Here is a 15,323-nt window from a genome sequence, read left to right as displayed (position 1 = left end):
ATGTGAGCGGCGATACCTACCGCAAGGTCGCCAGAGTCGCTGCCGAGGACGGTGCCCAGGGCAATGCTTGGGGAAACAGGCCTCAGGAAAAGTGTAGGGCCGCCGCCCCGTTCTGAAGCCCGCTCTGAAGAAAGGGGAACAGACAGGTTTGCGTGAGGCTGTGTCCCTATACTGAAGGCGTGACTTACTGGGCTGAACTGGTGGAATTGTATGAGTACAAGGTCGCCGACGCACTGGATGGACGCATTCCACGCGGGGGCAAACGCTCCCTGACCGAGTTGCGCGACGAACTGCTGGGCGCGCCGCTTGAGCCGATGTTGCTGCGCCGCATGATGGAGTGTGACCGCCACTACCGCAATATGTTCAAGTCTATTCACGCCTCGCCTGTCTCTTCGCGCCCAGCCGCCAAGGCCGTACCCGAATGGAGTGCGCCCGCCCGCGCTGACAGCCCGGAATCCCAGGCCTGGGAAGAATTGCAGCGTATGGCTTGGCATACCCGCCTCAAGACATCCATTTTAGAGTTGGCTCAGTTGTGGGGCCGCCAACCCGACCGAACCGCCCTGCGGGTGCTGTACACGGTGCAGGAAAATGCCGAACGCGAGGGCCGCAGCATTCGCACGCGTCTGCCCGTTCCAGCGGTAGGCGACCCGCTGGTGTCCCTGCACGACGCAGAAGTAGTCGCGCGGGTGGCGTCCGGGTTTGCCGATCTGCTGCTGACCGAAGAAGGCCGCGTGCGGGTGAAAACAGCTCTCTCGCTGACCCACGAGGAACCGTTTGCCCGCCACCCCGACGAGGACGTGATGGCAGCCCGCTTGGCCGCCGCCGAACGCGAACGGCTGGCCCCTGAAGCCCGCGCCGAGCTGGTCGCCGCACTACGTGCCCAATACCCGCAGGCCCGCGATCCCCGCGAACGCCCCGCCATCCGTGAAGCCGCGCGGCATCTCCAGCGCACCCTGGACGATTTGTTGGTCGGAGCGCCCACCAATACGATGGCAGGCACACCCAGCAATAGCATTCTGTACGCCCAAAAGCCCCAGTCAGGCCTGCCCACTCCAGATGACGGCAAAGACGAACTGGTCATCCATCTGGCAGGCGGGCAGGCAGCGCACTGGCGCGGCATGGACTTGCGCTGGCAACCCATCGGCAAAAACTGGCAACTGCAATTTGGGCCGCATGTGGTATTGCTGCGAACCGACCTCCCGCCTGCCGAACGCAGCGTCATTATCGGGCCAGCACGCGCCCAGATTCGGGCATTTGTCAGTGGCTCATACGTCCTGCTAAGGGTTGATGGCCGTCCCGAAGAAGAGATTGGGCGGCTGGCCTCCAAAGCCAGGGCCATTGCCCTGCTGCTCAATGCTGAAGAACACTACGCCAATCTGCGCCTGGCCCGCGCCGCCGCCCAACTGATCCGGAACGGCACCATAGACGCCGTGGCTCTTGGGCCTGCAAGTGCCGAAAAATACGCCTCTGCCCCGCCAGAGACGCTGATCGCCTTTGCCCGCAAAGGAGTAGACGCCCTGATAGCCCGGCTCCAGCGGTCTACACCCTCTAACGCCGCTACCAGTATTCACGGAGCCGCCGAACGGCTGGGACTCGATTCTGACCGCGCCATCGGGCTACACGAAGTGCTGCATATTGCCACCTTTACCCCCGAACCTCTGCCCCATCCTGTGGCCCATACCTCGGTCAATTTGGCCGATACCGGCGAGTTCAGAAGTATTTTGCTGGGCCAAGACCCGGTAACCCTGAGAACTGGCGAGCGTGCGCTGACGCTGCGGCTGGATTACAAGGGCGAATTGGCGGCAGTGTTGCCCGGACATGCGGCGGCCACACTACACGACCTCTTGGTGGTGCGTGTGCCGGGCCTGAGCCTGATGCTGGTGCGCCAGGGCACGTGGCTGGCCGCCGCCGCCCTCTACGACACGCCGCCGCCCAGCACCCCTGACGAGGACGGTCTGTACGGCACGCAGGAGGGCAAATCATCCGGGCATCAGGTCAGCCACAACATGCACGCGCCCTACGACACCAAAAACTGAGCCTGAAGGCGGTCTAGGGGCTGAGAAGAACAACTGCGCCTAGACAGCAGCGCCTCCTCTCCCACATTCCGTCTACAGCGGGGCTTGCTCTCCGCCGCGTTTTTCTTCGATCACACCCAGACGGCGGGTGCCCGGATCAGTGGCGACGATCAGGGCGGCAATGCCCGTGATGCCGAAGACGGTGGCATGGAGCGGTTGAGTTTCCAGCCCGCTGAAGGCGAGGACAGCGCTGGCAACAGCTCCGACTAGGAGGGTAATCATGCTCCGGTCAAAGGGCGGGTGCGCGGTCAGGCGGGCGGCGTTCCAGCGTTGGGCGGCCAAGGTCATGAACACTGCGGCCAGCGGCCACGCCACAAGTTGCAAGTTGGCCGCGTCCTTTTCTCCGACCTGACTGATGCCGTGACCAAAACCTACGCCCAACATGACCACGCCCAGCGTAAAGGGCAAGTGGCCGTACAACCACACCAGCAGTGCCCCCACTCTGGACTCGTTGTGAGCCGACAGGATCGGCAAGAGGCGGGGCTGATCGAAATACAGCCGCCACAGGGCCACCGTGGTCAGGATGGCAAACAACGCGGGGGCCAGAAAAGTTAGGGTCAGGTCTTGCTGCCGCCCGCCGTCCACGACTTCGGTCACGATGGCCCCCAGCGCGATAATTTGCAGCAGGCCCACCCGCTCCGGCAGGTGCGATTGGTGCGGCAGGGCGTCAAGGATACGCGAGCGAATCAGGATAGGCGTAAGAATATCGACGGCCAACGCCGCCGCCCAGAACCCCAGCAGTACAGCAGGCGTTTGGGCAAACAAGGCGGAAACCAGCCAGAGCAGCGCCGCCACGCCAAAACCGATGGCGGTGGGCCGCACGAAATGGGCTGCTTCGGGTGACTGGCGCAGCACCGCGAGATGCATGACGACCAGCACAGCGCGGTTGAAGGCAAACGCCGCCGCAAACAGCGCTCCGATGTCCAGCACGTCGCCCCGTAAGGACAGCGCGATCATGGCCATAGACACCAGTTGCGCCACGGTGCCCCAGCGGTAGGCGCGGCCATCGTTGCCGTAGCGCCCGGCAAAGGTGGTGTTGCCTGCCCACGCCCACCACACCGCCGTAAACATCAGCAAAAACACCCCGATATTCTCGGCGGTGGGTGTCGTCCCCAGTCGCTTGGCGAGTTGATCGAAGGCCACCACGAAAATCAGGTCGAAAAACAGTTCCAGCCAAGATACCTTCTGTTCGTCAGGCGCGTCTCCATCGGCCTTGCCCGCCGCCGAAGAACTTTCCTCCGAGACATTGAGATTCTCCTCGATGTCTACGCCGTCAGGATGACCCTGTGTCATTTCAGACCCCGCATCATCTCAGTCGGCCCAAGCTTTTGCGGATCAGGGCGTCGGCGGTTTGTTCGGGGTCAGCGCCCAGCAGTTCGGCCACCACGCCGCGCACCTGCTGCTCGCGGAATCCCAGCGCCAGCAGCGCGTCTATGGCATCTCGGCCCGCACTGCTGTGGACAGGCATCACTTTTACGCCGCCCACCACAGGCGCGGCCAGATGCTCCGGCACCTTGTTCTGAAGCTCCAGCACCAGCCGTTCGGCGGTTTTTTTGCCCACACCCGACACGCTGCTCAGGAGTTTCACGTCGCCGCTGAGGAGACCCTGCGCCAGCGCCGACACGGGCATGCCCGACAGCATCGCCAGCCCCAGCTTTGGCCCCACGCCACTGACCCCGATCAGCAGGTCGAACAGGCGCAGACTATCGGCGTCGGAAAATCCGAACAACAGTTGGGCATCCTCGCGCACCACGAAGCGGGTATTGAACTCGGCCACATCGCCCACTTTCAGGCGGCCCAGCGTACTCACCGGGCACTGCACCTCGTAGCCCAGCCCGCCCGCCACCACCACGGCGCTTCCCTCACGAATTTCGCGCACTACGCCACTCAGGTAAGCAATCACACATCAGATTCTAGTGCGGCGGGGGCGTGCAGAAAGGGCCAAAGCCGGGGTTGTGGATTGCGGTAGCGTTGAGGATTGCGGGGTACTTTGGAAGGAATCAGACAAAGCCGGATGAAAAGCCCACTGAGAAGGCATTCCATCCGGCCAGAAGTACGGAAATCAAATCAGGCGACTTTGGGCCTCATCACGCTCAGGGCAAACAACCCCGCCCCAATAGCGGCGATGCCCAGCGATCCCCACACGAATCCCTGTGCTGGGTGGGCGGCGGGCGCGGCCAGCACCAACGGGCTGAGGAATTGGCCCAGAAACACGGCGCTGCTCATCCCGGCGGTGATGCGGCCCCGCCACGCCGGGGGAGTCAGGTCGGCCAGCCACGAATAGAGGTTGGGAAACACCAGGCCGCCGCCCAAGCCGGCCACGATCAGGCCCACCAGCACGGCGGGAATGCTGTGGGCAACAGCCACGAGACCCCAGCCCCCGGCCAGCAACACCATGCCCAGCGCGGCCACCCAGCGTGGGTCGAATCGTCCGGCAAAGCGCGAATACCCCAGCGAAGTCAGCGCGGCGATCAGGGTATAAGGTACCCAGCAGCAGGCCCGTGGCGGCGGGTTTGGCCCCCAACGCCTGAAGCAAAAACGGCCCCTGCGCGGGCATCAGGTAAAAGACCACCATGTACGCCAGTGCCAAAAAGTACACCAAGACCACAGGCCACCAGCGCGGTTTTTCGGCGGCTTCGGCCACAGATACGCCGCCTGGTACGCCCCCCGGCAGCCGCAACACCAGCGGAATAAGCAGCAGAGAAATCAGGTAGATGCCGAACGGGGCACGCCAGCCCACGCCCGCCAGCAGGCCGCCGAGGGGCAGCAGCACCGCGCCGCCAAAGCTGGTAAAGGCCGCCTGCTGACTCAGGAATTTGCCGCGTGCTGGCCCCGAAAACAGGTCGTTGACCAGTGCGCCGCCCGCCGTCATGGTTCCGGCCACCGCGAACCCCAGAATCACGCGGCCCGCCAGAACCTCACCCAACGACTGGACAAACAGCCCACTCGCCCCGCCCACCGCGTACAGCACCAGTGACCACAGCAGCACGGGCCTTCGCCCAAATTTGTCGGCCAGCACGCCGCCAATAGGCGCACTGATGGCAATAACGAGGCCCACGATGGTCAGCGCCAATTTGACCAACAGGTTGGCATTGGGCTGATCGGCAAAATGCGCCTGCATGGCAGGCAAAGCGGGCGCAATGGTGGCCCCTGACATGATGGTCAGTGCGGCCAGCAGCAGCAACGTCAGGCTGGTGAGGCGGTCTGGCAGCGCATTGGGCGGGCCGGATGCCGTGGGTTTCGGTTCTGATGCAGTGGGGGCGGCGTGGGTCATGCTCGACACTCTAACTTGAAAAAGTCAAGCGGTGTGTCGGACAAAGTTGTGTCCGGGAGTGGGGGACGCGGGGGCAGAAGTCAAAGGGTCTAGGGTCTGAGGGTCTAAGAAGGGCTTAAATCTCACGCGACAAGCCTTTGACCTCGCCCCTTGTGGGACTCGCAGGGCTGTGGAGCAGAGGGGCGCTCCGCATATAGCGGGGTGAGGGGGAGTGTCGGACATGCCCCCGCCCCAGCACCTTAGACCCTTAGATCAAGCCCCCGGAAACGTCTCCGTCACTTGACGCATCCCCCCGCTTACGGCTTCCGCTAGACTGAACCCATGAACCCTCTGCCCTCTCCCCTGCTGCCAAGCGGGCGAATGCTGGCGCGAATGCCCCGGCTGGCCTGACACTAGATTTTTACAGAGGGTTGGGCGCAAGCACACGGGCGCGGGCAGAAGCGTCCTTTTTTTGTGGATAGACGTGGATAGACACTGAAATCCAAGCAGGCCGCACGCACTGGCGGCTTAGTTTTGTATCCTAGCCAAGTTGCCCCGGCGTTCCTCTCATCAGGGAAAGGGCCGGGCGGGGAGAAGGCCACCATGACGAATCAACCTGAGAAGGGCGCGTTTTACATCACCACCGCCATCGACTACGCCAACGGTGCGCCGCACATCGGCCACGTCTACGAAAAAATCTTGGCCGACGCCATTGCCCGCTATATGCGTCTGGCAGGGCGGGAAGTGCAGTTTGTGACCGGCACCGACGAACACGGCGAAAAGATTGCCAAAGCCGCCGCCAAAGCAGGGCAGACACCGCAGGCCTTTGTGGACGACCTGAGCCTGCGGGCCTTCAAGGGGCTGTGGGATCGCCTCGAAATCAGCTACGACGACTTTATCCGCACCACCGAGGGCCGCCACAAACGCTATGTGCAGGAAGTGCTGACGCGGGTTCACGACGCCGGGGACATCTATTTCGCCGAATATGAGGGGCTGTATTCGGTGGGTGCCGAGCGGTACGTGACCGACAAGGAACTCCTAGAAGGCCCGGACGGCGTGCGGCGCTACCCCGGCGACAAAGACCCGCCAGAGCTTCGGCGCGAGGCCAATTATTTTTTCAAGATGGAGAAGTATCAGGCGTGGCTGCTGGAACATATCGAGGCCAACCCGGACTTTATTCAGCCCGCCGGATACCGCAACGAAGTGCTGGAAATGCTGCGCGAGCCGATTGGCGACCTGAGCATCAGCCGCCCCAAATCGCGTGTGCCATGGGGCATAGAACTGCCCTGGGACGCCGACCACGTGACCTACGTGTGGTTCGACGCCCTGCTGAACTACGTGTCTGCACCCGTGAGCCGGGGCCAGTCGCCCGACGTGATCGGCACCGCTTGGCACGTGATCGGCAAGGACATTCTGAAGCCGCACGCCGTGTTCTGGCCGACCATGCTGCGGGCGGCAGGCCTGCCGCTGTACCGCAAACTCGTCGTCCACAGCCACATTCTGGCCGAAGACGGACGCAAGATGGGCAAGAGCCTGGGCAACGCGATAGACCCCGAACAACTGGTGCGCGACCACCCAGTCGACGCGATCCGGTACACCTTGCTGCGCGAGGCCACGTTGGGCGCAGACAGCGCGTATGGCGAGGGCATTCTGGTGTCTCGCCTCAGCAGCGACCTTGCCAACGACCTCGGTAATCTGCTGTCCCGCACGGTCAGCATGGTGCAGAAGTACCGGGGCGGCGTGGTTCCGCAGGCACACGTTCCCAGCGAGCGCGAACACGGCATAGAAGCGGCGGCGTTGGCCCTGCCCGCCGAGATTTTGCGGCTGGTGAACGACCTGAAAATCAATATGGCGATAGAAGCGGCCATGAATTTTGTGCGCGATCTGAACCGCTACATCGCCGAAAGTGCGCCGTGGACGCTGGCGAAATCTGAAGACACCCAGCAGCGACTGGACACCGTGCTGTACACCGCCGTCGAGGGTTTGCGCGTGGCGAGCGTGTGCCTGGAAGCCGTGATTCCGGCCAAAGCCAAAGAACTCCGGGCACAGTTGGGACTGGGCGGGCAGACCTACACCCTCACCGGAGCGTGGGGCCTGACGCCCGCCGGAACCCGCGTGCTGGGCGGCGCGATCTTGTTTCCCAAGCCAGAGAGCCTTAAGTCAGATTCAGCCGAAACCTCAGCCCCCATTGCCAAAAAAGAGAAACAGACCATGACCCAGACTCAGGACAAGCAGACTGAAGACAAGCCCGCCGCACCCGCACAGACGGTGCCCACCCACGCCGCCTCCAGCGACACGCCCGCCGCACAGGAAGCCCTGATTTCTATAGACGACTTTGCCCGCATAGACCTGCGCGTGGCCGAGGTTCTGGCCGCCGAAGCCGTTGCCAAAGCCGACAAGTTGCTGAAACTGACCGTCAAAATGGGCGATGAAGTCCGCACGGTGGTCAGCGGCATTCGCAAGTGGTACGCCCCAGAAGACCTGGTAGGGCGCAAGGTGATTCTGGTGGCGAACCTGAAGCCCGCCAAGCTGCGCGGTATCGAGTCTCAGGGCATGATTCTGGCCGCCGAAGACGCCGAAGGCAACCTGGATCTGGTGGGCCTGACGCTGGATTTGCCGAGTGGAACCAAAGTTAGGTAACGAGAGAAAGGAAACTCGATTGCGTTTTGAGCGGCCCCACGTGTTGAGCGTGTGGGCCGTGTTTTCGTGGGCCATGAACGTTGAGATTCTGGGTGGCCCCTGACCCTCTTCCCTGCCCCCAGCAACAAAACCGCACACCTGCCGCGCTCCAATGCAGGTAAACTGACCGCATGCCGTTTGTAGTCGTCTCAGGATTGTCGGGAAGTGGAAAGAGTACCGCGCTCAGAACGCTGGAGGACGCGGGGTTCTTCATCACCGACAACCTGCCCCCAGAGTTGTGGGGAGCCATGCACGACCTCTCGGTGGCGCGGAAGCTGGACAAGGTGGCTGTGAGTACCGACGCCCGCACCCGCGACTTTTTGGGGGCGCTGGAAGACAGCTATGTGCGCCTGTCTCGCCGCCGCGAAGACCTGCATGTGCTGTTTCTGGAGGCCAACGCGGAGGTGCTGCTGAAGCGGTACAACCTGACCCGCCGCGAGCACCCTCTGGGCGAATCGCTGATGGTGGACTTTGCCCGCGAGCGCGATCTGCTGGCCCCGCTGCGGGCTATTGCCGATACAGTCATTGACACGACGCCCCTGAGTGCGGCGCAACTGAGCGAGCGGGTGATGCGGTTGTTCCGGCTGGAGCAGGAATTTGATCTGCGGCTGATGAGCTTCGGCTTCAAGCACGCGCCGCCGCGTGACGCCGATCTGGTGATTGACGTACGGACGCTTCCCAATCCCTATTACGATCCGGAATTGCGCCCCAGAACGGGACTGGAGGCGGATGTGGCGGGATACGTGTTTCAGGATCAGGCCTCGCACGACTTTTACAATGAAGTGCGCGATTTTGTGCGGCTGGCGGCGTCGCGGGCCAAGGCGTCCGGGCGGCGCGGCTACACGGTGGCGGTGGGCTGCACGGGCGGGCAACACCGCAGCGTGGCCGTCACGGCCCGGCTGGCTGCTGATCTGGCCGATCTGGACGCCCACGTGACCGATCACCGCGACATGAAACTGCACGAGGATTTATGACCACCGTGCCGCCCCCGAACAGCACGCCGCTGGAGGCAGGCGCAGACAGCAGCACGGCACACCAGACGCCCGACCCTCAAGGCCGCCGCACTGTGGCACTGCAAAAAGGCCGCCGCGCCCAGCGTCAGGCCCGCATGTGGCTGTCGCCGGGCATGGGCGTCAAGCGCTGGCTGGTGCTGTTTGCCGCCTGCACCTTTGCCGGGGCGCTGGGATTCCTGCACTTTACGTGGACTGGGCCGCTGCATTTTACGGCCACGCGCTGGATTCTGTGGCTGAACAGATTCATGGAGCCGGAAGTGATGCCGCTGTACGTGGTGGGCGTGGGCCTGATGGTGCTGGCCTTGGGCGGCGCGTTCTGGAGTATTGCCATGCTGAACCGCTCTATGCTGCGCGGCACGGGTACGGCTCCCGGCACACCTGTAGTTGACCTGATCTACGAACGCCGTCATCTGGCACGCGGCGCACGGGTGGTCACGGTAGGCGGCGGCACGGGCCTATCTAACCTCCTGATGGGCCTGAAAGTTCACACGGGCAACATTACGGCAGTGGTCACGGTGGCCGACGACGGCGGCTCCAGCGGACGCCTGCGCGAATCGCTGGACATGATCGCGCCCGGCGACCTGAACGATTGTTACGCGGCCCTGAGCGACAGCCCGGTACTGGCCCGCCTGCTGCTGCACCGTTTTGGGCGCGGCGACGGCATTGAAGGCCACACCTTCGGGAACCTGATGCTGGCAACGCTGAGTGAAGAACAGGGGGGGTTGGGCGCGGCCATGCAGGACATTCATGACGTGCTGCGCGTGCGTGGGCAAGTGTTTCCGGCCACCACACAGCCCACCACCCTGGTTGCGGGGCTGGACGATGGGCGTGAGATTCGCGGCGAAAGCCAACTGGCAAGCAGCGTGGGCAAGGCCCGCATCCGCGAAGTGCGCCTTGATCCGCCCGATTTGCCTGCTCTGCCCGCCGTGCTGGACGCCATCAAGGAAGCCGAAATGATCGTGCTGGGGCCGGGCAGCCTGTTTACCAGCATCATTCCGGCCCTGCTGATTCCTGAAATCGCGCAGGCGGTGTGCGACTCTGCCGCGCCGCTGGTGTACGTGGCCAGCCTGATGACCGAACCCGGCGAAACCACGGGCCTGACACTGGAAGACCACGTGACCGCCATCTACGCGCACCTTGGCCGAATGCCCGACTGCGTGCTGATGAACAGCGAGCCTGTGCCCCAGCCCGTGCGCGAGCGCTACGCCGCCGAGGGTGCGTCGGTGCTGGATTTGACGGGAGCCAGCCGCGACCTGCGGGGCCGGGTTCGCAGCGCCCCCCTGTTGCAAGATGGACAGGCCCGCCACGATCCTGCGGCGCTGGCGGCAGCCCTGCTGAATCTGATCGCCCGCGCCCGGAGTGCGGCGTAGGGTCTTCTTCGGCGCTGTACTGAAGCAGCGGCATCAGAAATTTTGAGAGAGATGCGAAAGTGGAACGTAGATCGTGGTGAAAAGCTCTGACCACGTTCTACGTTCCATTCCCTTTATTCCCCTTTAGGCCCGCGTGTTGTAGCGCTCCTGCAACTCGGCCAGCAAGGCATCAAAGCCCACGCCTTTGCGTTCCTTGTGCCCTTCCGGCGTCCGTTCACGCACGCTGACTTCACGGCGTTCCTGCTCCTGATCGCCCACCACCAGCATCACCGGAATCTTGCTCAGCTCAGCGTTGCGAACCTTGGCGTTCATGCGGTTGGTGGAATCGTCCACCTCGGCCCGCAGGCCCACGCGCTTAAATTCGGCGGCGAGACTCTCGGCGTACGCGTTGTGGCGATCCGCAATCGGAATCAGCGCGATCTGGCGCGGGGCCAGCCACAGCGGGAAATCTCCGCCGTAGTGCTCGATCAGAATGCCTACAAAGCGCTCCAGGCTGCCAAACGGCGCACGGTGAATCATGACGGGGCGGTGATCCTGGCCGTCCTCGCCCACATAGGAAATGTCGAAGCGTTCGGGCAGGTTGTAATCCACCTGAATGGTGCCGAGCTGCCACTCGCGCCCGATCACGTCGCGCACCACGAAGTCCAGCTTGGGGCCGTAAAATGCCGCGTCGCCGGGCTCCACCGTGTAGGGCAGGCCCACTTCTTCCACCGCTTCCATAATCCCGCGCTCGGCGGCGGCCCAGTTTTCATCGCTGCCCACGTACTTGCTGCCTTCGGGATCACGGGTGCCCACGCGGAAGCGCACGTCGTTCATGCCGAAGGTCTTCAGCACCAGCACCGTCAAATCCAGCACGTCCAGGAACTCTTTTTTGAGTTGATCGGGGCGGCAAAAAATGTGGGCATCGTCCTGCGTGAAGCCGCGCACCCGCGTCAGGCCGTTCAGTTCCCCGGACTGCTCGTAGCGGTACACCGTGCCGAATTCGGCCAGGCGCACAGGCAGGTCGCGGTAACTGCGCGGCTTGGAGGCATAGATCCGCACATGGTGGGGGCAGTTCATGGGCTTGAGCATGTACTGCTCGTCGTCTACGGTAATTGGGCTGAAGTTGCTGTCGCCGTAGTTCTGATAATGCCCGCTGGTTTTGTACAGTTCCAGATTGCCGATATTGGGGGTAATGACGCCCTGATAATCGCGCTGAAACTGCTGTTCCCGCAGGAACCGCATCAGTTCCTCGCGCAGGATGGTGCCGTTGGGCAACCACAGCGGCAGACCGCGCCCCACCAGCGGGTCAATGGTAAACAGTTCCATCTCGCGGCCCAGTTTGCGGTGATCGCGGCGCTTGGCTTCTTCTAGGCGCGTCAGGTACTCGTCCAGTTCTTTTTGGGACGCAAACGCCACGCCGTACACGCGCTGCAAAATCGGGTTCTTCTCGTTGCCGCGCCAGTACGCACCCGACGTACTCATCAGCTTGAAGGCGGCTGGCAGTTTGCCTGTGCTGGGAAAGTGCGGCCCACGGCACATGTCAGTGTAGTTGCCCTGCGTGTAGAACGTGATCGGCTCGTCTTCCGGCAATGCACCGATCAGTTCAGCCTTGTAGGGATCGTAGGCAAAGCGGGCCAAGGCTTCGGCCTTGCTCACCTCTGCCCGCGAGAAGTCCAGATTGCGGCCCAGAATCTCACGCATGATGGCTTCGATCTGGGGGAGTTCCTCTTCTTTCAGCGGCTCTGGCAGGTCAAAATCCTGATAAAAGCCGTTTTCGATGCTGGGGCCGACACCGCGCTTGACCGCTTCGGGGCCGAAGCCTTTGCGGTCATAAAATTCGCCCACCGCCTGACTCATCACGTGGCCCAGCGAGTGCCGGAACAGGGGCGCGGCCTCGGCAGGATTCTTTTTGGTAATCAGCGTGATGCGTGCGCCCTCGGGCAGCGGCGTCATCAGGTCTACGAGGTCGCCGTTGGCGGTGGCGGCCAGTGCATCCTGCGCGAGGCGGGGGCCGATTGCTTTGGCGGCGTCCAGCGCGGTTGCGCCAGCGTTCAAGTCCAGTTGTTTTCCATCCGGTAAAAATACGTGCATTTAAGCTCCTTTTGTACTGTGCCTGCTTGCCTGTTCCGCGCACTTACTCGCACGGGGCATGAAAAAACCCGGCCCCACCCTTGCCAATACAACGCCTGAGAACCGCGTGGGGTCTCAGGCGCGTAGAGTTCGGGTCGTCAGGCCGGGCTGGAGAGGCATTCGCTGCCGCACCCCGCCGCGCCCCCTCAGACCGGGCCGTCTGGGTCTGCATGGAGCGGCGGCGAAGTTCATAGGGTCAGGATAGCGGGCAAAGGGGCGGGGGGCAAGTTAGCGGGAGCCAGAGACGGGTTAGCCCCAAGCGCCGCCCTGCACTGGCGCGGTTCCCTTCGGATTCGGCCCCCATTTGTTGTTACCAAGCTGGCTATCGGTGACGTTCAAAACAAGGAGCCAGATAGCGCCTGCCAAAGGAATAAAGATGATCAGATACCACCACCCGGAACGGCCAATGTCATGCAGTCGTCGAATGCTCACTGCCAAGCCGGGGACGAACATAATGAGGGTATAGATCGCACCCAGCACACCGAATTGAGCATCATCTCCGCCCAGATTAAGGCCCAATACTCCATCCAAAAAACCCAGTACCAACGCGATGATTGTAGAAATCAACACATACATCCAATATTCGCAACGACGCGAACGGCCAGAAAAATCCCCATACCTTCGGAACACCGTCAGAAATTCATTCATATCCACATCAACATGACATCTATTTTTGTCTTATGTGGGAGAAATGAGGTAGGCGTGGGATTAATTAACGCAATTGACCAAATTGGTCTAGATAAATTAGCAAAAGCGCAGCCGCGAGCAAGAATCTTGTTCTGTAAGTCCTATCTTGACCTCTAAATTTTGCTGTCCGGCTTGGATCATTGCCCGACTAACCCCAAGCGCCGCCCTGCATTGGCGCGGCTTATTTGGGATTCGGCCCGTAGTTATTGAGGCTACGAACCGTGAAAATTACCAAGTATCGCCGCCGCCGGCCGGGGGGAGGCCAAGCGCCTAGCATCTGGCGCAGCAGAATCACTTGGCCCAAATGCACGGCATTGTGATTGGCGTGCAGGCTCAGCTCATAGCCCAAGGTATCGCGGCCACGTACCACACGCGCCAAATCTTCTTCGCGTGCCACACGCTTCAGCTCAGTTAATCCGTCCAGAAAGCTCTGGCGTAAGGCCTCCCAATCCGAGCCGTCCGTCTTGGGCCAGCCACCCTCGGCATGCTCGGGGACGACACTCTGTTCGCCTCGTGCCAACGAAAGCGTGTAGAGCTGCCAGAAGCGCAGATGGGCCACGAGTTCAGCGATGGTATGCGGCACACCTTCCAACTGCCGCCCGGCAACCTCGGCACTGAGGCCGTTTAAAGCGCGACTGGGCGGAACAAACGCGCTGCCCTCGTCCAGCAAGCGCTCAAGGGCTTCTGGTGGGGGGCCGAACAGCAGTGGTGCATTCGTTTCTGTCGTCACGTTCTCAGCGTACTGTGGCTTCAGGCGCTTTCGGTAGCATTTGACTGTCAACTCTCAAGTCAGGCTGCTGACTTTCAAATCGTCTGCGCCAATAAAAAGGCACGGCCCCAAGTAGGAACCGTGCCTTTGCAACTGCTGAACTCTAGATGTTTACAGTCCGGCCTGTGCCAGGAAAGCATCCAGCTTTTGCGGGCGAAATCCGCTGAGGCTGGCAGCCACGTCGCCACTGACCAGCGTGGGCACACTGCGCCTGCCGCCGTTCACGCTCATCACGTATTCAGCCGCGCTGTCGTCCTGCTCGATATTGATTTCTTCGAATTCCAAGCCCTTCTTCTTCAGGGCGGCTTTGGTGGCGTGGCAATCGGGGCACCAAGTCGTCGTATACATTTTGATCATGGGGAAACCTCCTAGGTTGAATGGGGCGGAGTCAGAGGGATTCTGACGCCTGATGGGACTGCCTATACTTTACAAAATAAAGCATCAAAAGTCAAAGTGAGACTGGGGAAAGTTTTAGAGTCGAGGGTATAAAGAAGGGCAAGCCCTTCGCCAGTTCCCTCCGCTGAGCTACCCTAACAGCCAAAAAACGGCCCACCGCGAGGGCAGGCCGTTGGAGTGAAGCTGAGGCTTAGGCTTGAGCCGGGGCTTCGGAGGTTGCCGCAGGAGCCGCCGTTTCGGGCACGGCATCGTCTGACATGTCGGTGGGCAGGCCAGCTTCCAGATCGATATCGGCGGTGCGAGGGTCGACTTTGCGGGGAGCTTTGGGGGTCATGATCATGTTCATGTCCATGCCCATCATGCTCGGCATCCCTTCAGGTGCGCCCACATCGGCCAATGTGTCGGCCACGCGGTGCAAAATGCGCTCGCCTAACTCGGGGTGTGTACGCTCGCGGCCACGGAACATGATGGTCACTTTGACCTTGTGGCCCTCGTTCAGGAAGCGGCGCACATGTCCGGCTTTGGTGTCGAAGTCGTGGTCATCAATCTTCACACGGAATTTGATGGCCTTGACTTCCTGAGACCGCACGCGCTTGCGGTTTTCTTTTTCGTTCTGCTGCTGCTCGTAGCGGAACCGGCCATAGTCGAGCAGGCGGCAGACGGGCGGCACGGCCTGAGGACTCACCATGACGAGATCCAGAGCCTTTTCACGGGCCATGGTCATGGCATCACGCGTGTCGATAATGCCGATCTGCTCGCCGCCGTCACCAATCAACCTGATCTGACGGACGCGGATTTGCTCGTTGACCTTGTGTTCTTTCGCTATGTTCATCACCTCCGCACGCCCGGCGCACGCTGGCGCTCTGGGCGGCTGTGGCCCACCTGTCTTCTCTGATTTCAGCACAGGGCTGGGAGAAACCAGACTTCCGGGTGGGCAGACTCCTGAGTTTACCACGCGCCCTCACGTTT

12 protein-coding genes and 1 pseudogene are annotated in these 15,323 nt (G+C 62.0%); 4 read left to right on the top strand and 9 right to left on the bottom strand.

Translation table 11 applies throughout. The features are described 5' to 3' along the window. Positions 1 to 179: 179 nt before the first annotated feature. Entirely contained in the window at positions 180 to 2,036 is a 1,857-nt protein-coding gene (locus M1R55_RS12165; RefSeq protein ID WP_249392018.1) for a hypothetical protein, read from the top strand. A gap of 72 nt (positions 2,037 to 2,108) precedes the next feature. Here M1R55_RS12165 and M1R55_RS12160 read toward each other — a convergent pair whose 3' ends face one another. From M1R55_RS12160 to M1R55_RS12145, 4 genes and pseudogenes are all read right to left on the bottom strand, one after another. Continuing rightward, positions 2,109 to 3,368, bottom strand: coding sequence for a low temperature requirement protein A (locus M1R55_RS12160; protein ID WP_249392017.1), 1,260 nt, complete (start codon positions 3,366 to 3,368; stop codon positions 2,109 to 2,111). Between the two features lie 13 nt (positions 3,369 to 3,381). After that, on the bottom strand, positions 3,382 to 3,978 hold the full coding sequence (ruvA, locus tag M1R55_RS12155; protein ID WP_249392016.1) for a Holliday junction branch migration protein RuvA: 597 nt from the start codon (positions 3,976 to 3,978) through the stop codon (positions 3,382 to 3,384). Positions 3,979 to 4,142: 164 nt separating this feature from the next. Continuing rightward, the gene (locus M1R55_RS12150) at positions 4,143 to 4,529 is read right to left on the bottom strand and encodes an MFS transporter (RefSeq protein WP_249394203.1); all 387 of its coding nucleotides are present in this window, start codon (positions 4,527 to 4,529) and stop codon (positions 4,143 to 4,145) included. A 94-nt stretch (positions 4,530 to 4,623) separates the two neighbouring features. Then, positions 4,624 to 5,232: pseudogene (locus M1R55_RS12145) on the bottom strand (MFS transporter); the annotation flags it as partial. Positions 5,233 to 5,931: 699 nt separating this feature from the next. Here M1R55_RS12145 and metG point away from each other — a divergent pair. From metG to yvcK, 3 genes are all read left to right on the top strand, one after another. Then, positions 5,932 to 7,968 (top strand): methionine--tRNA ligase, encoded by a 2,037-nt coding sequence (gene metG / locus M1R55_RS12140; RefSeq protein WP_249392015.1) that lies wholly within the window; start codon positions 5,932 to 5,934, stop codon positions 7,966 to 7,968. Between the two features lie 170 nt (positions 7,969 to 8,138). Continuing rightward, positions 8,139 to 8,981, top strand: coding sequence for an RNase adapter RapZ (gene rapZ / locus M1R55_RS12135; protein ID WP_249392014.1), 843 nt, complete (start codon positions 8,139 to 8,141; stop codon positions 8,979 to 8,981). Positions 8,982 to 9,133: 152 nt separating this feature from the next. Next, complete coding sequence (yvcK, locus tag M1R55_RS12130; RefSeq protein ID WP_371827188.1) at positions 9,134 to 10,390, top strand: uridine diphosphate-N-acetylglucosamine-binding protein YvcK; 1,257 nt, start codon at positions 9,134 to 9,136, stop codon at positions 10,388 to 10,390. A 123-nt stretch (positions 10,391 to 10,513) separates the two neighbouring features. Here the strand turns inward: yvcK and thrS are convergent, their stop codons facing one another. The 5 genes from thrS to infC all read right to left on the bottom strand — a co-directional run bounded on the left by thrS (position 10,514) and on the right by infC (position 15,189). Further along, complete coding sequence (gene thrS / locus M1R55_RS12125; RefSeq protein WP_249392013.1) at positions 10,514 to 12,463, bottom strand: threonine--tRNA ligase; 1,950 nt, start codon at positions 12,461 to 12,463, stop codon at positions 10,514 to 10,516. A gap of 288 nt (positions 12,464 to 12,751) precedes the next feature. Further along, positions 12,752 to 13,150 carry a DUF805 domain-containing protein gene (locus tag M1R55_RS12120; RefSeq protein ID WP_249392012.1) on the bottom strand — a complete coding sequence of 133 codons (399 nt, stop codon included), beginning with the start codon at positions 13,148 to 13,150 and terminating at the stop codon, positions 12,752 to 12,754. 220 nt (positions 13,151 to 13,370) lie between these two features. After that, a complete protein-coding gene (locus tag M1R55_RS12115) occupies positions 13,371 to 13,919 on the bottom strand; it encodes a DinB family protein (protein ID WP_249392011.1) in 549 nt (182 codons plus the stop codon). A gap of 150 nt (positions 13,920 to 14,069) precedes the next feature. Beyond that, positions 14,070 to 14,315: a glutaredoxin domain-containing protein gene (locus M1R55_RS12110; RefSeq protein ID WP_249392010.1), complete on the bottom strand. Its 246-nt coding sequence runs from the start codon at positions 14,313 to 14,315 to the stop codon at positions 14,070 to 14,072. Between the two features lie 229 nt (positions 14,316 to 14,544). Beyond that, on the bottom strand, positions 14,545 to 15,189 hold the full coding sequence (gene infC, locus M1R55_RS12105) for a translation initiation factor IF-3 (RefSeq protein ID WP_249392009.1): 645 nt from the start codon (positions 15,187 to 15,189) through the stop codon (positions 14,545 to 14,547). Positions 15,190 to 15,323 lie beyond the last annotated feature (134 nt).

The sequence above is a fragment of the Deinococcus sp. QL22 genome (genome assembly GCF_023370075.1).
In the GTDB taxonomy this organism is placed as follows: domain Bacteria; phylum Deinococcota; class Deinococci; order Deinococcales; family Deinococcaceae; genus Deinococcus.
The sequence above is the reverse complement of the archived record's forward strand: the minus strand, read 5'-3'. Positions and strand labels throughout refer to the sequence as shown.